The following is an 18,425-nucleotide window of genomic DNA, read 5'->3' as shown; positions in this document are numbered from 1 at the left end:
ACACAGGAAAGGACAAGGTCACCGGTCATGTTTCCATGCCGGCAACCTTGCTGATTTATCCGAAAACTATCTGCCTAAGAGTTCCAGCTTATACAGCGCCGCCACGTCGCTGGCGCTCAAAGCCGTGTTATAAATACGCACCTCGTCCATGGTGCCCAAAACAAAGCTGGCCCAGGGTTGAGAGGTCGCCCCCGAGGTCTGGCTGGGGGTCGTCTCAAACTGGGTCGTCCCGAAGACGATCGTATTGGTATTGGCCATATTGAGGGCGCCGAAACTGGCAGCGGTCGCGCTGCCTTTCGCGGTTCCGTTTACATACAACGTAAAGGTCGTGCTGGGTTCATCGTAGGTCACCACGATATGGTTCCAGGCACTCCAGGGGTTGGCAAGCGACCAGTTGGTGAGCCATTCCTCGCTGGCGCCCCCGTTTCCGAAACAGTGGATTTTCAGGACGGCGGCGGTTGCCGTCTGCCCGTCGAAAAATGTCTCGAAATTGCTCCAGAACTGCGACGCGTTGACAAAGCATATCGGCTCCTGTATACCCGTCGTATTTTCCGTGGTGTTCACCCAATAGGAAATGGTGGCGCTTTGAACACCCTGCAAAGCCTTGGTCATGGCAAACGTGGCATAGTTGTTCAGGCCTACCGCCAAACCCTGCCCGATGATACCGGTGCCATAGGTGGTGCCGGAGGCAGTGCCCTGTGTGCCGGACACGCTGTCTATCAGGGAGCCTTCGAAGCCAAAATAGGCCACTAAGTTTGCCGTAGCGATCTGGCTGGAGGCGCTGTACCCGCCAAAACTTTCGGAAGGTTTATAGCTGTTGGGATCGAACTTTTTCTGACAGGAAAACGCCCCAAGAATCGCCAGTACGCAAATACCATATTTAATATTTTTCATACACTATCTTATTGTGTGAAGAAGATTAGTATCCGTTGTTCTGCTTGAGGACACCCGCGGATACATCGATTTCATTCTGGGGAATCGGCCAGTATTGGTTGATGCTCGTCCAACCCAGGGGGCCGAATACGGTGGCGGCCCTTCCCTGGCGGATGACGTCGAAATAACGGTCGTTTTCCATAGCCAGTTCAACCCTCCGTTCGTGGTAGATCGCCGTTCTGAGTTGCGTCTGGTCCGTTGTCGTCACGGCGGGTATGTCCACCGCAGGGTTCTGGCTGAAAGCCCGTGCCCGCGCACGGACCATTTCCAGGGAAGACAGGGCGTCAGTGGCGTCTCCCATTTCGTTGTTCGCTTCCGCGTTCATCAGGAGGACGTCGGCGTACCTCAACACACGTACGTGCTGTTCACAACCCGGGTTACCCGCGGCGTCATGGGCAGCCGCACGGGCGAAGGGCACATAGGATTTCATATTGTACATGCTGGGTGCCCCCGCCGACGGAAGGGGAACCACATCCCCCTCGGGGGTTGTCGTCCCCGCCATCAAAACGGTACCCATCAACCGATTGTCGCCGGTCTCGAATTCATTGACCAGGTTCTGGGTGGGTTCGTTGAAGCCCCAACCTACCGAAGGACTCACATCCCTGTCTCCTTGCACTTGTGAATACTGGCTGCTGTTGATCCCGGAATTCCCCTGTACGTAACTACACTGGATCTCGAAGACGGATTCGGAACAATTATCGTTGGCGATACGGAACATCTGTTCATAGTTGGGGAAAAGGGCGTACCCCAGGTTCATCACCTGTTTCGTATAGTTGACGACGTCGCTCCACTTCTTCTGGTACAGCGCCACTTTGGCGTGCAGCGACAAGGCCGCCCCCTTCGTTGCCCGTCCAATGTCTGTCGCACCGTAGCTCTGCGGCAATACCGAGGCGGCGTCCGTCAAATCCTGTTCGATAGCCGCCCATACCTGGGCGGGGGTGTTTTGGGGCGGGTTGATCTGGGCGGCCGTCTTGGGCACGGTCAGTACGAGCGGGATATACCCAAACGCGCGTTCCAGCCGGAAATAGGAATAGGCGCGTACAAACTTCGCTTCGGCCAGGTAACGGGCCTTCAGGGAACCGTCCATATTGATGCCCGGCACATTATCCAATACCTGATTACACAGGTTGATGTTCTGGTATTGCCCCGTCCAGAATCCGTCCAGTTGGCCCTCCGTTGCGGTGATCGTAAACTGGTCGTATTCGTTCATAAAGGTCGCATCCGTCGGAACGCTCCCTTTTATCGCGTCGTCGGAACCCAGGCTTTCGACCGCGATCGCCGCGAAAGCCGTGTTGTTCCAGCCCCGGAGGTTAGCATAAATGGCATTTACGGCGTTACCCGCGTCGGTGGCCGTTTGCCACAACTGGACCGCGGGCTGCTGCCCTTGTACCGGCACATTCAGGAAACTCTTGGAGCAGCCCGCGGCCAGCACACCCAGCCCGAGGGCACCGTATATATATATGAATTTGATTTTCATAACTTCATCGATTAGGGTTTAAAATGTGAGGGTCACCCCCAGCCTATACGTCGCATAAAGCGGGTAAATGCTGTTGTCTATGCCCGCATTGCCCGGGGTCCCCCCGATCTCGGGTGAGAACCCGGTGTACTTGAAGAAGTTGAAGGGATTCTGAGCATCGGCATATACCCTGATCTTCTGTATCCATGGCCGGTTTAGGACGTTACTCGGTACCGTATACCCCAGTTGGAGGTTCCTGATCCTGAAATAACTTCCGCTTTCCACAAACCAGGAATTCGGATTATAGTTCGTACCGCCTCCAATATTGACGGAAGGATAGCTGTTGGACGTCCCCGCACCATGCCAGCGTTTGTTGTAAAAGTCCTGGGTCCAGTTTTCCGCGCCATACCTTAATCCTTTATTCGCATTATACACGCTGACGTCTGCCACGCCTTGTACATCCACGCTCAGGTCGAAATGCTTGTATGCCCAGTTCGTGTTGATGCCATAAGTATACTTCGGGTTCGGGTTCCCCAGGTACTGGCGGTCGTTGCCCGAAATGGGCCCCACCCCCGTGGTGCTGGCGTACTTAAAATCGCCCGGCTGGGCGCTAGGTTGGTAAAGATTTCCTTTGCTGTCCTTGTAGGCTGCTACGTCGGCGGCGGATTGGAAGACGCCGACGACTTTGTAGCCATAGTATTCGCCGATGGGCTGGCCAAGGGTGGTGACCGTCGTGAAAAGGCCACCGGTAGCGCCTTCGCCACCGTTGTAGATCTTCTGGGAACCGGCACTGTTCGACACCACCTGGTTGTTGTTGATCGTCACATTGCCCCCGATGCTGTAGGAAAAGTCCTTGCTGATGTTGTCCTTCCAGTTCAGAGACAGCTCAAAGCCCCGGTTGCGGATATTGCCCACGTTGGTAATGATGTAGGACGTGGCCGCGCCTACCGATCCGGGTATGTTCACCTGGAAAACAAAACCCTGTGTTGTCTTGTTGTAATAGTCGGCTTCGATCGACAACCGGTTGGCCAGTGTCACCGCCTCCAGACCGATGTCCGTGCCTACGCCCTTTTCCCAGGCAAGGGGCGGAGGGGTGATGCTGGCAACGCTCACCCCGTTGGAAATGACGCCCGTATTTCCGTAGATCACGCTATAGCCTCCCCCCGATACGCTGGTGAGGGTGCTGACAAAGGTGGGGATAGCCACGTTCCCCACCTTACCCCAACTGCCCTTTACTTTCAGGGTATTGAAGACGTGCTGGTTCTGCATAAAATTCTCCCCGGTCACAATCCACGCGGCGCCTACCGACGGGAAATACCCCCAACGATTAGACCCGATGAATTTTGACGAACCGTCTCCCCGCATGGTTGCGTTGAGGCTGTACCGGTCCTTATAACTGTATTGAACCCGTCCGAAATACGACGATACCGTTGACTCCAGGGGATATGCCGGGTTATACGTATTCGGGTCTACGTCGGAAACGGTCCCGCTCCCACCGTTCCCCAACCCCAGGTACCAGTTCCCGGAGGACTGGTTGGGAACACCCGTGGCGCTCATGTGCACCTCGTCATAAAAGTAATAGTCGGCGTGTTGACCCACCAGCGCGGTGATCGAATGATCCCCAAAAATATTGCTATAGGTCAGGGTGTTTTCGGCAATCCACTTACGTGTGTCGTAGTTTATGATGCTAAGGCTGCTCACAGAATTCGCCTGGGTAGAAGTAGCCTTGTACACGGGCACGTAATTCCTGGATGCATTCATGATATACTCCCCGCCGATGTTCGTATGCCAGGTGAAGTGTTTAAGAAATTTGATGTCCAGGTAAGCGCCCCCGGTAAGATTATAGTCCCTGGACTGTGCATGGTTGAAGTCCAGCGACACCTGCGGATTGGACACCGCCTGCCCCAAGCCGTAATAGCCCGGGTCACCATAGTTCCCCTCTTTGAAATAAACGGGTACAACGGGAGGCGCCGAATAGATTTCGTGCCAGATCCCCCCGGGGGGATCATCGGAGGTTGCGTACATCCCCACTGCCGTATAGCCCAGCTTTATGTTCTTCGTGATCTGGAAGTCGTTTTGCATACGTGCCGTATAACGCTGGTAGTCGTTATCCTTCAACACGCCATCCTGGTATAGGTACCCCAAGGAGAAATTGTAACTCGACTTGTCCGTTCCCCCGCTCACGTCCACCTGGTGATTGGTCACCAGGGCATTCCGCAGGATTTGGTCAAACCAGTTGGTGCCTGTTCCGAACTGGGAAGAATCCAGGAGAACCGGGTTACTATTGGTGGCCCTGCCCAGCTCGTTAAACATGACCGCGTACTGGTAGGCGTCCGCCATCTTGACCTGGTTGGTCACTTTTTGATAGCCCACCGATCCGTTATAGGTAACCGTTGTTTTCCCGCTCCTGCTCCCTTTCTTCGTGGTGATCACGATCACACCGTTGGCGCCGTTGATCCCATAAATGGCCTCGCTCGACGCGTCCTTGAGTACACTCAGCGTTTCTATGTCCGCCGGGTTCAGGAAACTCACGTCGGACACCCACACACCATCCACAACATAAAGGGGCCCCGTAGACCCGTAATAGGTACCCAACCCTCTGATCAATATTTGGGGAGCCGCTCCCGGTGACCCCGAATTGGTGATCTGCACCCCGGCCACCTTCCCCTGCAGGGCGCTGATCGGGTTCACCGACGCCTGCCTGGCGATCTCGTCTCCCTTGACCGTCGACACGGCACCTGTAACATCTATTTTACGCTGCACCCCGTACCCCACGACCACCACCTCGTCCATCACCTTGCTAGAAGGGTCCATCTTTATATTGATCACCGACTGACCACTGACCGGTACCTCCTGCGTCTTGAAACCAATCGATGAAATAACCAATACCCCTCCGTCAGGGACCGTCAGCGTAAATCCGCCGTTATAATCCGTGGTGGTACCATTGGAAGTTCCTTTTACCGTGACAGAAGCCCCCACCACGGATTCCCCGCTCGCACCCGTCACGCGGCCCGTCACCTTGATGTCCTGCGGGGCGGGTTTCGCGGACAATACGACAATCAGGTTGTTTTCCAACATTTTGTAGGTCAGGTCTGTGCCCGTAAACATCTGTGTCAGCACGTCCCTTACATCCTCCTCCTTCGCATCTATCGACACCTTCTGCTCGATGCCGCTCAACCGGCTATTATACAGGAAATGATAAACGCCCTGGCGCTCGATCGAATTCAACGCCCGCGAAATCTCTACCTTGTCCAGGTGGAGCGAGATCTTTGCCTGCCCGTTGACCTTCGCCGAGACCTGAAGCGTGGTCGCCAATACCAGCAGCACAGTTAGTTTCATGATGAAAAACGCTTTTTTTACGGCATGGGGACACCACCTCCCCATCGTTAGAATTTTTTTCATACTTTTAAACTTGGGGTTATCAAAATGCGAAACCCAGGGTGCTACAGTCATTGCTCCGCCTGGTTTTCAGTTAACCTTGCGGGGGATGCGTCAACATTCCCCGTTTTGTTTGTTAGCCATCAGTCATCTCTCATAAATAGTGATTTGGTTTTCATGAATTGTGTAGGTGAAGTCTGCAGTCAATTGCAATGCCGCCAGCGCCTGCTGGATGGTTTCTTTTTCAAAGCTGCCCGTAAACCTCAGGTCCCCCAGTTTTTGCTGGTCGAATTGAATGGCCACGCCGTACCAGCGCTCCATCTGGGTCGCCAGGTCCCGGAAGGATTCGTCCTGGAAGACGAGTTTGTTGGCGGTCCAGGCGGTTTCGATCACGACACCCGTGTGGGTGTCAATCGTGGGGGGGAGGATCTCCGTCCCCTTTGGCGCTTTGCCCGCTTTTACCGCTACGTTCGCCGTGTCTTCCTCCGGCACCACCAGCTTCTGGTTTGGCTTTAGCAGGATCTTTTCTTCCGGCCGGTTTTTGAAAGTCACTTCTATGGCTCCCTTGATCAGGGTCGCCTCCGCCGTTTTGTCCCCTGCATACGCCTTTACGTCGAAGGACGTCCCCAGGACGCGGATGGTCATGGATACGGTATGTACTATAAAAGGATGTGCGGGGTTTTTCGCCACGTCGAAAAAGGCTTCGCCCTCCAGCACTACTTCCCGGTTTTTGCCGTTGAAGGCCGGAGGGTAACTCAGGTTCGACCCAGCATTCAGCCAGACCGACGTGCCGTCCGGCAACAGGAGGTTCGTGCGGGTGCCCGGGCGGGTTTGGACTTGGGTGTCCGCTACGGGCTGAGGCTTTTCGGTTTTTGGTGTACGTGTGACCCAAAGAGCGACGCCGGCGGCGGCTACGCATACCGATGCGACGGCGGCCCATTTTCTTTTTACACGGCTCCTTCTTGTAGTCCGTTCCCATTCGTCCCAAACAGGGCCATGCGTCCCCGTATGCAGTATCTTATCAAGAGCCTCTTCTATCTCCTTGTCCGTGAGAGGGGTATCCGGGTGTTGGTCCCAATACGCCTGGGTCAGGTCCAGGGCGGCCTGGCATTCAGGGTGATCACGAATCACCTTTTCCAGCTCTTCCAATTCGGCCGGACTGGCTTCCAACGCCAGTTTCCGGGCCATCAATACCCATATGCGGTTTTGGTCCATAGCAACGCCTTGCTATAAGGACAGGAGAAGAGACCGGTATCTACTAAGGGGGGAGAGGAATTTTTTTAATGGGTAGCCTGTTGCGCCTTCAGCCGGTCAATCTCCACCTGCTGCGCCTTCAATTGCGCCTGCAGCTCCAGGAGAAGTTTTTGCTGCCGATCAATCACCGCATCCTGCCTGGAGGATCGCTTATCCGCGTCGATCGCGTATAAAGTCAACTCTTCAATTTTTTGAAGAAGTTTCGTCTGATTCTCTCCGACATTCACCCCTTGTTCCCTCATCGACGCGGCAGGTGCAATACCCGGCAAATGATGGTTCCGGACAATATAGTCCTGAATACTGCCCAAAGAAGGGAGCGAATAGGAAGAATCAAACACAAAGTCCGCGCCCGTCGTATTCACCGTCACCTGGTTTGCCCGCACATTGCCGGCCACATCCAGCATATAGGACGAATTAACCTGTGCTACTTTTCCTATGAGTACATTCCCTCCCGTGGTAATAGAAAGGTAGGGAGACGTTGTATTGTCGGACCAGTCGTAAATCCCAAAATTGGTCTCATTAACCTGGTTTTCGCCCGAGCTGATCGCCCACACCTTTCCGGCGGTGTTCCTCACCATCAACTTGGTCGTGTTTGAATTGACATTGGTGCCCCCTGCGATGAACGACCCCGCCACATCCGCCCGGGCGGCAGGGGTGGTCGTACCAATGCCCAGGTTCCCACTGGGGTCCAGGCGCATCTGTTCCGTCCCATTGTTGGTCGAAAAGGTTAGAAAGCCACCCGTTGTTGCACCACCGCGGTAAAAATTTATCGCACTATTGAGATAGCCGTAAAACCGATGTTCCAGGGAAAAAGACATGATACTCCCCGGCTGTGTCCCGCCGGTTCTTACCCCCAGATAAGTTCCGATACCACTGGAGTTTCCCTCCGGCACCCTTCCCAATACCGAAGCCAAAACACTATCCGCCGGCTTTCCCACATCCAGGAAACCGGCAGGTAGCGTCGTACCTATTCCGACGTTCCCGGTATTGGAGTTATAAATATTATTACCTGTGGTTGTCCACTGGGCAAAAAGGAAAGGGGTGTATAGGAAGAGGGAGAGCGTAAAAAGAAGTGCTTTTGTGAGTTGCATACAAAAGGATTAGGTGGTAGAGGAAATGGAGTTTTGTGTCGCTAATGTATGTGGATTCCTACATAATCGAAAATTATCTTTATTCGCCGGTTGCCTTAAAACCAATCATTTGCCGGTGCGGCTGGGGCGGATTGACCAGATGTTCCAACAGCCTAAACACCTCTTCGAACTGCGCATCATATTGCCCTCGCATTTCCTGAACAATTCGCATTACTTCCTGATAGTTCACCGACAGCTTCCGCAGCGCTACAAACGTGCGCATGATGGCTATATTCATTTCTATCGCTGCTGGACTCTTTAGGACGCTCGACAGCATGGCTACGCCTGTTTCTGTAAAAGCAAACGGAGTTGCCCCGCCCAGGTACTTCCGGTGTGGTATCACATTTTGTGATACCACTGTATCCACCTCATTATCTGATAGTTGGAACATAAAATCCTCTGGAAACCGTTCCAAGTTGCGTCGAACCGCCTGTTTCAATGCACGCGTTTCTACACCATATAATTCCGCCAGGTGCACGTCCAGTATGACTTTTTCCTCACGCAGTATCACAATCTTAGTCATGATGCGTTCTTCAGGTACGGTCAACCCCTGCCTCTCTTCTGCCATATCGCGCGTTTAAAATGAATGATATTGGTTTAAGGTCGCAAAATGCGACCTTAAAAAGTTAATGATAGGAATGGGGGGATTCAACAACTCTTTGAGCGCCGCGAAGATCATCTGTATGTCTTGGCTATTTTGTACCACTTGTCTTTCCAACTGTTCCAGTTTCAGCAGGATGTCTTTGTGGGTCAGAATCATCTCTCGCATCCGTGTAAAAATCCGAATGATCTTGATATTTACCTGGATTGCCCGTTCGCTATTCAACACGCAGGACAACATCGTAACCCCTTGCTCAGTAAAACAAAACGGCTCATGACGCAACCCCTGACGGTCTCCTTTAGTGGAGGTCGCATTTTGCGTCCTCCATTCCGTGAACTCTCCCCGGCTCATCTCGAACATGAAGTCTTCAGGGAACCGTTCCGCATTACGCCGTACCGCCTCCTTCAACCGCTTGGTCTCTACCCCGTACAACCCGGCCAGGTCGCGGTCTATCATGACCTTTTGTCCTCTGATAAGGTAGATTTTGCTGATGATCGCGTCATCTGCCAATGCCATCGCCTTTTCCATAGTTAATACCTTCTCACCCCAAATTTGTATTATTTACAGTAGCATGTAATATCCTCCCCCGGAAATATTTTTTTTGCTTCTATATGTTTCTACATATTTAAAACCCGCATTACGCCTTGACAATCAATAAAGTATAAACAAATAGAAGCGCCAGGGTTCACGCCAATCCCTTGACAATGACTCCGCAACAAATGCGGACCCCATCCGTATTTACACAGCAGAATTCTTCCCTTTCGCCGCATCCTTACGCACCCGCGGCGAAAGATCAACAACAAGCGCCGCGCTAATCCGTTTGACGGCAATCGCCATCTGGGCATCGATGGTATTGACAGAGATGCCGAGGATGTCGGAGACTTCCTTGTAGCGGAGCCCGTCCTCCCGGATGAGTTTAAAGATCATTTTACACCGCGGCGGTAGCGCATCGACAGCCGCCTGCATCTTGCGGAGCATTTCCGCCGTGATCATGAGCTGTTCGGGAGAAGCGCCGACTTCGGCGGTTTCGATGTCGAGGTAGTCGAAGGGCGCCGTGGTGAGTTCGATGGCTTTTTTGGAGAGGTAGTTGAGGGCGGTGTTTTTGGTGGCGATATAGAGATAGACCTTTAGGTTCTGGATGTTCATGACCTGGGAACGGCGGCTCCAGAGTTTGATGAAGACGTCTTCAACGACTTCTTCGGAGATTTCCCGGGAGCGCACAAGAACATAGGCGAACTGTACTAGCTTTTTATACAAAAGACGGTACAATTCCTTTAAAGCGCCCTGATCACCACAGGCTATGCCTTCCTGTAAATATTTCAATTTACCGTGCATGTCTGAGCCGCAAGCAATTAGTTTAAGCCCCAACAAAATAACGATAAAAGTCACAATTCCGTACGGAAGACGCTCAAAAACACTAACAAATGTTAGCGGTTGATCGGATTTAATTATCTTTGGAACATGGAGGAACGTGGCTTTATTTTCCAGGACAAGGTGGACAGGGAGATCCGGATCGAGCCGACGGATTGGATGCCGGAGGACTACCGGAAAACCTTGATCCGGCAGATCAGCCAGCACGCGCATAGCGAGATTGTGGGGATGTTGCCGGAAGCGAATTGGATTACCCGGGCGCCTAGCCTGAGGCGCAAGGCGGCCTTGCTGGCCAAGGTCCAGGACGAAGCGGGGCATGGATTGTACCTGTATTCGGCTGCGGAAACGCTGGGGGTGAGCCGGGACGAACTGTATGACCAGTTGCATACCGGGAAGGCGAAATACTCGTCGATCTTTAATTACCCGACGCTGACCTGGGCGGACATCGGGGCGATCGGCTGGCTGGTGGACGGGGCGGCGATCATGAACCAGGTGCCGCTTTGCCGGGCGTCGTACGGGCCGTATGCGCGGGCGATGGTGCGTATCTGTAAGGAGGAGAGCTTTCACCAGCGGCAGGGGTTCGAGATTATGCTGACGCTGTGCAGGGGTACGGAGGCGCAGAAACGCCTGGCGCAGGATGCACTGAACCGGTGGTGGTGGCCGACCCTGATGATGTTCGGGCCCCGGGACGACGACTCTCCCCACAGCGCCCAAAGTATGCGTTGGCGGATAAAGCGCTTTTCCAATGACGAGCTAAGGCAAAAATTCGTAGATATAACGGTAGAGCAGGCGACGTATCTTGGATTGACGGTCCCGGACAGGGATTTGCGATTCGACACGGAAACAGGGCACTACCGGACGGGGGAAATTGACTGGTCGGAATTCAAGGCGGTGATCTCGGGGAACGGGCCCTGTAACCGGCAGCGCCTGGAAGCGAGGGTCAAAGCATGGGAGGACGGGGCCTGGGTCCGGGAAGCGGCGGAAGCCCATGCGCATAAGCTTAAAAAGAAAGTCGCAATTGCATAAATGACAGCTATGGCTACGGAATGGCCTTTATGGGAAGTCTTTATAAGAAGCAGGCAGGGCCTGGATCACAAACACGTGGGGAGTCTCCATGCGGCGGACGCGGCGATGGCGGTCGAGAACGCGAGGGACGTCTATACACGCAGACAAGAAGGGGTCAGCATCTGGGTGGTGGAGAGCAAGTATATCCACGCCTCGGACCCGGGTGAAGCGGACAGTCTTTTTGACCCGGCCTCGGACAAGATTTACCGGCATCCTACGTTTTATCAACTTCCACCGGAAGTAAAGAATATTTAGCCCATGCCCTTACCTACCTATCTTCTTCATTTGGGGGACGACGCCCTTGTTCTCGGCCACCGCAACAGCGAGTGGTGCGGGCATGGCCCGGTACTGGAGCAGGACATCGCCCTCACGAATATCGCCTTGGACCTTATCGGGCAGGCACGGTTGTTTTACCAATATGCGGCCACGGTTTTGGGGGATGGTGTCACGGAGGACAGCCTGGCCTATCTCCGGGACGTGTACGAGTACCGGAATTGTTTGCTGGTGGAGCAGCCGAACGGGGATTGGGCACACACGACGCTGCGGCAGTTCTTTTTCAGCGCTTACCAGTATGAACTGTATAAGGCGATGAAGACGAGCACGGACGAACAACTGTCAGCCATCGGAACGAGGTCGTTGAAGGAGGTCACCTATCACCTGCGTTGGAGCGGGGAATGGGTGGTCCGGCTGGGGGATGGGACGGAGGAAAGCCGGGCGCGTCTGCTGAAGGCCCTGGAAACGTTGTGGATGTATACCGGAGAGCTGTTCCGGCCGGCACCCTACGAAGAAGTCCTGGTAGAAGCCGGGGTGGCGGTAGCCGTGGACAGCCTGGAAGGGTCCTGGATGGAGCACGTCCGTAGGGTTTTGGGGCAGGCGGGGCTGACAGTGCCGCTGGCGCCGGCCTTCCAGGCGGGGGGAAAAACCGGGGCGCATTCGGAACACCTGGGGTACGTTCTTGCGGAAATGCAGTTTATGCAACGGGCTTATCCGGGAAGCACGTGGTAATACCTGGTGTTTATTACACCGGGTTAACGATATTTGCCATATAATGAGCGACACAGCGACTATAAAAACCTTATCCGACCCGAGACACGTCATGGAACTGCTGGAAAATATACCGGACCCCGAGGTCCCTGTATTGTCCATCCTGGATCTTGGGATTGTCCGTGACGTTCGGGTATACCCGGCATCCGAGCAGGGGGCGTTCCCCGGGGTGACGGTGATGATCACACCTACCTACAACGGATGTCCGGCCGTGGACGTCATCCGCATGAACATCCGTATGACCTTGATCGCCGCGGGGTATACCCCGGTGGATGTCCGGACGGCCCTTTCCCCGGCCTGGTCTACTGAATGGATGAGCGAAGCGGCCAGGGAAAAGCTGGAGGCCTTTGGCATCGCCCCACCCAATTCCGTCCCTTCGGTGTGCTCCCTGGACTTGTTCCAGCAGGACGAGTCGGTGCGTTGTCCGCACTGCGGGTCGTATCATACCGAGATGGTGAGCCGGTTCGGGTCTACGGCCTGCAAGGCCCTGTACAAGTGCAAGGACTGCCAGGAACCCTTTGATTATTTCAAAAGTCACTAGCATGGCTTCCATAACGTTCACCGTCGAACAACGGGTCGCCAGGATCACCCTGGAACGCCCCTCCAAGCTTAATGCCTTTAACCGGGAGATGGCCCTGGAACTCCAGGAAGCCCTGGACGAATGCGCCGCCAGACCCAGCATACGGGCCGTCTACCTGACCGGCGCCGGGAAGGGTTTTTCCGCAGGCCAGGACCTGTCGGAAGTGGTCGATCCGCACGGCCCGGGTATGGACCGCATCCTGAAAGAACACTATAATCCCATCGTCCGCCGCATTTTCCGGCTGGCCAAACCGGTCGTCGCCGCCGTCAACGGCGTGGCCGCGGGCGCCGGTGCCAACCTTGCCCTTTGCTGCGACGTGGTGGTAGCGGCGGCGTCCGCCTCCTTTGTACAGGCTTTTTCCAAGATTGGTCTCATCCCGGACAGCGGGGGCACCTACTTCCTCCCCCGTCTGATCGGCTGGCAGCGGGCATCCGCCCTCGCCATGCTCGGGGACAAAGTCCCCGCCGCGGAGGCCGAACGGATGGGGATGATCTATAAGGTGTTCGCGGATGATGTTTTTGCGGAGGCCTCCTGGGCGCTGGCCGTGCAACTGGGGGATATGCCCACGCGGGGGCTGGCACTGACCAAGGAAGCCCTTCAACAGTCGTTTCATCAAACCTTCGAGGAGCAACTGCACCTGGAGGATATCCTACAACAACAAGCGGCGGGTACGGAAGACTACCGGGAAGGCGTACAGGCTTTCCTGGAAAAACGCACGCCTGTTTTCAAGGGGCAATAACATGTTCTACACTTTTGGTGCCCACACCCCCGTCGTCCACGAAACCGCCTATGTCCATCCCCAGGCCGTCGTCACCGGGAACGTCGTCATCGGCAAGGACGTCTACATCGGCCCTGGTGCCATGCTCCGGGGAGACTGGGGCGGCATCCGCATCGCCGACGGCTGTAATATCCAGGAAAATTGCGTGGTCCACATGTTCCCCGGGATCACGGTGGTCCTGGAGGAAGAGGCCCACATCGGCCACGGCGCCATTATCCACGGCGCGCGGATCGGCAAGCACTGCCTGGTGGGCATGAACAGCGTCGTCCTGGACCGGGTGGTTATCGGGGAAGGGTCCATTATCGGCGCCCTGACCCTGGTCACGGAGGGGATGCAGATCCCACCCCGCAGCCTGGTCGTGGGTAACCCGGGCCGGATCATCCGGGAAGTCCCGGACGATATGTTGGTATGGAAAAATAAAGGCACAGCCCTCTACCGCCGCCTCCCGGCGGATATGCACGGCGGCGCGCGGGCGTGCGAGCCCTTGCGGGAGGTGCCGCCGGGCTACGATGCGGCCGCCGGTGAGTACAAAAGCTGGAAGGACCCCGGGCGCGAGTAGCTCCGCCGCAGCGCCCACGAGGACCGGGCGCGCGCCGCTTGGCGGCCTCAGGCCGCGCGGAATCCCGTATTTTTGCACCCTACATGGAAAAAACCAACTTCATCGACTATATCCGCGTGTTTTGCAAATCCGGCCACGGGGGCGCGGGGAGCAAGCACTTCATGCGGACGAAGTACAACGCCCAGGCCGGCCCCGACGGCGGAGACGGAGGCAGGGGCGGGCACATCATCCTGAAAGGGAACGCCCAGCTATGGACGCTGCTCCACCTGCGGTATTATAAAAACGTCATTGCGGAGAACGGAGAGGGCGGGAGCGGGAACAACTGCACCGGCCGCTTTGGAAAGGACACGTATATAGAAGTCCCCCTGGGCACGGTAGCCCGGGACGAAGAAACAGGGGAAGAAGAAGCCGAAATCCTGGAAGACGGCCAGGAGATCATCTGGCTAAAGGGCGGCCGGGGCGGGCTGGGGAACTCGAATTTTGCCACCCCCACCAACCAGGTCCCCGAACACGCCCAGCCCGGGGAGCCGGGGGTCGAAGGGTGGAAGGTCCTCGAACTAAAGGTGCTGGCGGACGTGGGCCTCGTGGGGTTCCCCAACGCGGGCAAGTCAACCCTGCTCTCGTCCATCAGCGCGGCCAAGCCAAAGATCGCCGACTATGCCTTCACAACCCTGATACCTCAATTGGGGATGGTGGACTATAGGGGTGGAAAGTCCTTTTGCGTAGCCGATTTACCCGGCATCATCGAAGGCGCGGCCGAAGGCAAGGGCCTGGGGCATCGCTTCCTGAGGCATATCGAGCGTAACCCGGTGCTGCTTTTCCTTATCCCCGCGGACAGCGCGGATCATGGAGAAGAGTTCCGGATCCTGGAACGGGAGCTGGAAGAATACAACCCTGAAATGCTAGACAAACAGTTTGTCATCGGCATCAGCAAAAGCGACATGCTGGACGACGAGCTGAAAGCGGGGATCGAAAAGGAGTTGCCGGAAGGTATTCCGCACGTTTTCTTTTCGTCCATCACCGGGCAGGGACTTCCCGCGCTGAAGGACCTGCTTTGGGACGCACTGAACACACCGCCCACTGAATAAAACCATGCGACCGCTGTTCGCATACTTCCGGACCTACTGGACCGCCACTAAAAGTCCATGGTACCTGCTGAGCATCCTGGCCCTGGCCGCCCTGTTGGTATATGCGAACTACGCCTACCGGCTGGAGGCGCAATGGGTGAGGGGTGTATCCGGATGGGGGGCGCGGTTTCCGCGGGCTTGCCTCCTGTATGCGTTGCCTTATTGGGCGGCCTTTGGGTTGCAGCATCTTTTTATGCGCGGCGTTCACCGCAGCTACTTGATCATTCTGATCGCCCCTATCTTATTCGGACTCCAGTCGACCTTACCTATACACGGGCTGACGGCACTATACACGCTTCGCTCGTGTTGCCTTATCATACCTGTCATCGTCTTCTGGCTGCTCCGGGACCGGGGTCGGCAATCGTTGTATGGGCTGCAGCAACCGGATACCTGGTCGTACTATCCTTATCTCCTGCTCGCGATGATCCCGCTCCTGTGGTATGCGGCGGGGCAGCCGGATTTTTTGCTGATGTACCCGCGGGCAAAAATGAGAGGTGCCGCGCCCCTCGCCCTCTTTGAAGGCAGCTACGGCCTCGACCTCTTTAGCATGGAATTCTTTTTCCGCGGATTCCTGATCCTGGGCATGGCGGACAAGGACAGGGCCCACGCGGTCTTGCCGATGGCTCTTTTCTATTGCACCGTACATTTTGGCAAACCGATGGCAGAGTGCGTGAGTAGCTTGTTCGGCGGACTTTTACTGGGTATCATTGCCCTGGAGTCGCGGAGCATTTACGTGGGCGTGCTGCTACACCTGTGCCTGGCGTGGGGGCTGGAAGTCTGGGCGGCTATGCACTAGGAATCTTTTCTTCCTCTACTTCCACTTCCGTAACACCTCCGCTGATCGCAAAACGCATGGCCTCCGCTGCACTGACCTTTGGCAACAGCCGGACCTTCGATCGTGGTACAATGTAGAGTTGGCCCGCCAGTGCGTAAGACTGGGGGACATACACCGCGACATACCCCGGTAAATCGAACTCCGCCGTGTCTTCCTGGGTGATGAAGCCCACCTGCCAGACATCTTCCCCCTTGACATTGACGAGCACCGCCTTGTCGAACTTGCGTTTGTTCCCCGCAAAGGCTTCGAAGAAATCACGCAGGGAGGAGTAGATGAATTTGATCACCGGCGTACGTTCCAGCCAATGATCAAATATGCTGAGGACCCGGCTCATGACAAAGAAGGAGCTGATCCAGCCCACCAGAATAACGCCCCCGATGATGATCAGGAAGCCAAGCCCCGGGATATTGATGGAGGGTCTGAGGATGCTGTCCACCTTGTCAAAGATGGTATATATCGCCACCGCCGTTACCGCTATGGGTGCCAGGATGATGAGCCCCTGGAGGAAATAGTTCAGGATAACTTTGTAAATAAAACGGCCAAATGACCTAATTTTCAGGGACATACCGGATGGTATTTGGGATAAAGGTAGGCTGTTATACCCCCACCCGGTCCAGGATAAATAAAAATAACAAGCGGAAACTTTGGTAACAAAAAAAGTTTCTTTAGTTTTGTCAAAGAAATGCCCGGGTATGGATGTGAAGGAAAGAATACAGGAAAAAGCGACCGAGCTTTTTATGCGGTTTGGCGTCAAGTCCATCACCATGGACGAGATCGCCTCCCAGTTGGGTGTGTCCAAAAAGACCATCTACCAGTATTTCGCGGATAAAGAAGAGTTGGTACAGTCGATGATCGACCGGAAGCTGCAGGCGTCGCGAGAGGAATGCATGCGTGTGGTGGGCAGTGGTGAAAATGCGATCCATGAAGAGTTCCTGAACCAGGATAATTTCCTGGAACATTTGCGGACGCTCAATCCCGTGGCGATACACGATATGGAGAAGTTCCACCCCGAGGCCTTCAAGAAGGTAAACTGCCACCGGCACACCTTTATGCGGGGCATTGTGGAAAAGAATCTTCAAAAAGGCATCGCAGAGGGTCTTTACCGCCCCGAAATCCGTATCGATATTCTGTCCAGGGCACGGGTGGATGCCATCCACCTCAACCTCCATGCAGATTTTTACAGCGAGGTCTCCTTTAGCCTGGCGGACCTGCAACAGGAATTGTTCATACACTACCTCTACGGTATTGCCTCTCCGGAGGGAAATAAACTCATTCACCGGTACCTGAAAGAAAGACAGCAAAAACCGGTCGTACCCGTAACGCCGCCCATCGGGCAAACGGGTTCGTAAATCGTTGGTATGGGTTGAATACCTTCTTCTGCTCTATGAGATGCGGAAGAATTTCAAGCCTCCCTGAGTCTTCAGGGAGGCTAAATTTTTGCCCCAGCCTAAGGTCAAAATTTAGGCTGGGGCAAAAATTTATCATTTGCGTCGCGACCAAGGGGGCTTCGCCCCCTTCGTAATCCCCCTTCGGGGCTACGCCCCGGACCCCTTCGGGGCTGCGCCCCGGACCCCTTCGGGGCTGCGCCCCGGACCCCTTCAGGGGCTGCGCCCCTGGAATCCCCTTCGGGGCTGCGCCCCGGATCACCTTCGGGGCTGCGCCCCGGGTTCCCTTCGGAGATCGCCTATTGGGTATCGCTGGCGGTATACTTTCGGATGGTCCGAAGGTTCAGCGTCTTGTTTTCCACGTACACGCTCTTGTAATACATGAATTGCCCCTTGGGGTCGAGGAACCCGACATAGCAGGTCAACGAGTCCGGTCCTTTGAGGACGGCGGGTTTGATCGGGTAGCCCATATCGGGGAAGTGGACGGTATCGACTTCGTGCATTTCCTCGTAAATCATCTGCACGAGGTAGTCGAGAGGTTTGGGGGTTTCATAGACCTGGACGGAAAAAAACCATTCTTTGTTCAGGCTGTCGTTGACTTTCTGGGTATAGGAGGCCACCGCCTGGGTCGATACGACCTTCCGGGTACCGTCGGAGTTTACGTCCACTCCGCCTTGATGACAACCGGAGGAGAAAGCCATCGTTACTGCCAGACCCCAGCCCAGGGCACGGGTCCATACGTGGCCAGGGAGTTTTTTGATTTTGCGCATGGGGACGAATATAGGAATCCTCGCCGAAGCAGCAAAAAATCGCGCCGCGACGCCGCCCCCGCCAAAAAAGGCAGGGAGCCTAGATAGGCTCCCTGGTTTTGATACGAGTACGGATTAACTTAACTATGGACAACGATACTAACTGCCTTTGTGGGTTAA

At 55.3% G+C, this 18,425-nt stretch carries 19 protein-coding genes; 9 read left to right on the top strand and 10 right to left on the bottom strand.

Going from position 1 to position 18,425, the window contains the following annotated elements; translation table 11 throughout:
- Positions 1-66: 66 nt before the first annotated feature.
- The 8 genes from EDB95_RS04725 to EDB95_RS04690 all read right to left on the bottom strand — a co-directional run bounded on the left by EDB95_RS04725 (position 67) and on the right by EDB95_RS04690 (position 10,087).
- Positions 67-894, bottom strand: coding sequence for a LamG domain-containing protein (locus EDB95_RS04725; protein ID WP_133991079.1), 828 nt, complete (start codon positions 892-894; stop codon positions 67-69).
- A 25-nt stretch (positions 895-919) separates the two neighbouring features.
- Positions 920-2,410 carry a RagB/SusD family nutrient uptake outer membrane protein gene (locus tag EDB95_RS04720; protein ID WP_133991077.1) on the bottom strand — a complete coding sequence of 497 codons (1,491 nt, stop codon included), beginning with the start codon at positions 2,408-2,410 and terminating at the stop codon, positions 920-922.
- A gap of 18 nt (positions 2,411-2,428) precedes the next feature.
- Entirely contained in the window at positions 2,429-5,728 is a 3,300-nt protein-coding gene (locus tag EDB95_RS04715) for a TonB-dependent receptor (RefSeq protein WP_162852482.1), read from the bottom strand.
- Positions 5,729-5,914: 186 nt separating this feature from the next.
- Complete coding sequence (locus tag EDB95_RS04710; RefSeq protein WP_133991073.1) at positions 5,915-6,982, bottom strand: FecR family protein; 1,068 nt, start codon at positions 6,980-6,982, stop codon at positions 5,915-5,917.
- Between the two features lie 65 nt (positions 6,983-7,047).
- Positions 7,048-8,112 (bottom strand): hypothetical protein, encoded by a 1,065-nt coding sequence (locus EDB95_RS04705; RefSeq protein ID WP_133991072.1) that lies wholly within the window; start codon positions 8,110-8,112, stop codon positions 7,048-7,050.
- A 79-nt stretch (positions 8,113-8,191) separates the two neighbouring features.
- Positions 8,192-8,719, bottom strand: coding sequence for an ORF6N domain-containing protein (locus tag EDB95_RS04700; protein WP_246073508.1), 528 nt, complete (start codon positions 8,717-8,719; stop codon positions 8,192-8,194).
- 9 nt (positions 8,720-8,728) lie between these two features.
- Positions 8,729-9,280, bottom strand: a complete 552-nt coding sequence (locus EDB95_RS04695; protein WP_162852481.1) for an ORF6N domain-containing protein — start codon at positions 9,278-9,280, stop codon at positions 8,729-8,731.
- Positions 9,281-9,490: 210 nt separating this feature from the next.
- Positions 9,491-10,087 carry an RNA polymerase sigma-70 factor gene (locus tag EDB95_RS04690; RefSeq protein WP_133991070.1) on the bottom strand — a complete coding sequence of 199 codons (597 nt, stop codon included), beginning with the start codon at positions 10,085-10,087 and terminating at the stop codon, positions 9,491-9,493.
- A gap of 126 nt (positions 10,088-10,213) precedes the next feature.
- On the opposite strand from EDB95_RS04690, the gene paaA reads away from it, so the two are divergent.
- The 8 genes from paaA (at position 10,214) to EDB95_RS04650 (ending at position 16,072) form a co-directional block, all read left to right on the top strand.
- The gene (gene paaA / locus EDB95_RS04685; protein ID WP_133991068.1) at positions 10,214-11,149 is read left to right on the top strand and encodes a 1,2-phenylacetyl-CoA epoxidase subunit PaaA; all 936 of its coding nucleotides are present in this window, start codon (positions 10,214-10,216) and stop codon (positions 11,147-11,149) included.
- A gap of 9 nt (positions 11,150-11,158) precedes the next feature.
- A complete protein-coding gene (gene paaB, locus EDB95_RS04680) occupies positions 11,159-11,443 on the top strand; it encodes a 1,2-phenylacetyl-CoA epoxidase subunit PaaB (RefSeq protein WP_133991066.1) in 285 nt (94 codons plus the stop codon).
- Positions 11,444-11,446: 3 nt separating this feature from the next.
- Positions 11,447-12,193, top strand: coding sequence for a 1,2-phenylacetyl-CoA epoxidase subunit PaaC (gene paaC, locus EDB95_RS04675; RefSeq protein WP_133991064.1), 747 nt, complete (start codon positions 11,447-11,449; stop codon positions 12,191-12,193).
- A gap of 43 nt (positions 12,194-12,236) precedes the next feature.
- Entirely contained in the window at positions 12,237-12,773 is a 537-nt protein-coding gene (paaD, locus tag EDB95_RS04670) for a 1,2-phenylacetyl-CoA epoxidase subunit PaaD (protein WP_133991061.1), read from the top strand.
- A 1-nt stretch (position 12,774) separates the two neighbouring features.
- Complete coding sequence (locus EDB95_RS04665) at positions 12,775-13,551, top strand: enoyl-CoA hydratase-related protein (RefSeq protein WP_133991059.1); 777 nt, start codon at positions 12,775-12,777, stop codon at positions 13,549-13,551.
- 1 nt (position 13,552) lies between these two features.
- Positions 13,553-14,149 (top strand): acyltransferase, encoded by a 597-nt coding sequence (locus EDB95_RS04660; protein ID WP_133991057.1) that lies wholly within the window; start codon positions 13,553-13,555, stop codon positions 14,147-14,149.
- 83 nt (positions 14,150-14,232) lie between these two features.
- The gene (gene obgE / locus EDB95_RS04655) at positions 14,233-15,237 is read left to right on the top strand and encodes a GTPase ObgE (RefSeq protein ID WP_133991055.1); all 1,005 of its coding nucleotides are present in this window, start codon (positions 14,233-14,235) and stop codon (positions 15,235-15,237) included.
- A gap of 4 nt (positions 15,238-15,241) precedes the next feature.
- The gene (locus EDB95_RS04650) at positions 15,242-16,072 is read left to right on the top strand and encodes a CPBP family glutamic-type intramembrane protease (RefSeq protein WP_133991053.1); all 831 of its coding nucleotides are present in this window, start codon (positions 15,242-15,244) and stop codon (positions 16,070-16,072) included.
- Here EDB95_RS04650 and EDB95_RS04645 read toward each other — a convergent pair.
- Complete coding sequence (locus EDB95_RS04645; protein WP_133991051.1) at positions 16,062-16,676, bottom strand: DUF502 domain-containing protein; 615 nt, start codon at positions 16,674-16,676, stop codon at positions 16,062-16,064. The two genes, EDB95_RS04650 and EDB95_RS04645, sit on opposite strands and share 11 nt — an antisense overlap.
- A 106-nt stretch (positions 16,677-16,782) precedes the next feature.
- On the opposite strand from EDB95_RS04645, the gene EDB95_RS04640 reads away from it, so the two are divergent.
- A complete protein-coding gene (locus tag EDB95_RS04640; RefSeq protein ID WP_133991049.1) occupies positions 16,783-17,460 on the top strand; it encodes a TetR/AcrR family transcriptional regulator in 678 nt (225 codons plus the stop codon).
- A gap of 335 nt (positions 17,461-17,795) precedes the next feature.
- On the opposite strand, the gene EDB95_RS04635 is transcribed toward EDB95_RS04640, so the two are convergent.
- Positions 17,796-18,266, bottom strand: coding sequence for a hypothetical protein (locus EDB95_RS04635; protein ID WP_133991047.1), 471 nt, complete (start codon positions 18,264-18,266; stop codon positions 17,796-17,798).
- Between the last annotated feature and the right edge of the window lie 159 nt (positions 18,267-18,425).

This window comes from Dinghuibacter silviterrae (assembly GCF_004366355.1).
In the GTDB taxonomy this organism is placed as follows: domain Bacteria; phylum Bacteroidota; class Bacteroidia; order Chitinophagales; family Chitinophagaceae; genus Dinghuibacter; species Dinghuibacter silviterrae.
The sequence above is the reverse complement of the archived record's forward strand: the minus strand, read 5'-3'. Positions and strand labels throughout refer to the sequence as shown.

Bases quoted from the DNA above. Each gene is read 5' to 3' on its own strand.
- EDB95_RS04665 (WP_133991059.1), top strand. From the start codon at position 12,775: ATGGCTTCCATAACGTTCACCGTCGAACAACGGGTCGCCAGGATCACC.
- EDB95_RS04715 (WP_162852482.1), bottom strand. From the start codon at position 5,728: ATGAAACTAACTGTGCTGCTGGTATTGGCGACCACGCTTCAGGTCTCG.
- EDB95_RS04650 (WP_133991053.1), top strand. From the start codon at position 15,242: ATGCGACCGCTGTTCGCATACTTCCGGACCTACTGGACCGCCACTAAA.
- EDB95_RS04635 (WP_133991047.1), bottom strand. From the start codon at position 18,266: ATGCGCAAAATCAAAAAACTCCCTGGCCACGTATGGACCCGTGCCCTG.
- paaD (WP_133991061.1), top strand. From the start codon at position 12,237: ATGAGCGACACAGCGACTATAAAAACCTTATCCGACCCGAGACACGTC.
- EDB95_RS04705 (WP_133991072.1), bottom strand. From the start codon at position 8,112: ATGCAACTCACAAAAGCACTTCTTTTTACGCTCTCCCTCTTCCTATAC.
- EDB95_RS04720 (WP_133991077.1), bottom strand. From the start codon at position 2,410: ATGAAAATCAAATTCATATATATATACGGTGCCCTCGGGCTGGGTGTG.
- paaA (WP_133991068.1), top strand. From the start codon at position 10,214: ATGGAGGAACGTGGCTTTATTTTCCAGGACAAGGTGGACAGGGAGATC.
- EDB95_RS04695 (WP_162852481.1), bottom strand. From the start codon at position 9,280: ATGGAAAAGGCGATGGCATTGGCAGATGACGCGATCATCAGCAAAATC.
- EDB95_RS04725 (WP_133991079.1), bottom strand. From the start codon at position 894: ATGAAAAATATTAAATATGGTATTTGCGTACTGGCGATTCTTGGGGCG.
- obgE (WP_133991055.1), top strand. From the start codon at position 14,233: ATGGAAAAAACCAACTTCATCGACTATATCCGCGTGTTTTGCAAATCC.
- EDB95_RS04660 (WP_133991057.1), top strand. From the start codon at position 13,553: ATGTTCTACACTTTTGGTGCCCACACCCCCGTCGTCCACGAAACCGCC.
- EDB95_RS04645 (WP_133991051.1), bottom strand. From the start codon at position 16,676: ATGTCCCTGAAAATTAGGTCATTTGGCCGTTTTATTTACAAAGTTATC.
- EDB95_RS04710 (WP_133991073.1), bottom strand. From the start codon at position 6,982: ATGGACCAAAACCGCATATGGGTATTGATGGCCCGGAAACTGGCGTTG.
- paaB (WP_133991066.1), top strand. From the start codon at position 11,159: ATGGCTACGGAATGGCCTTTATGGGAAGTCTTTATAAGAAGCAGGCAG.
- EDB95_RS04700 (WP_246073508.1), bottom strand. From the start codon at position 8,719: ATGGCAGAAGAGAGGCAGGGGTTGACCGTACCTGAAGAACGCATCATG.
- EDB95_RS04690 (WP_133991070.1), bottom strand. From the start codon at position 10,087: ATGCACGGTAAATTGAAATATTTACAGGAAGGCATAGCCTGTGGTGAT.
- paaC (WP_133991064.1), top strand. From the start codon at position 11,447: ATGCCCTTACCTACCTATCTTCTTCATTTGGGGGACGACGCCCTTGTT.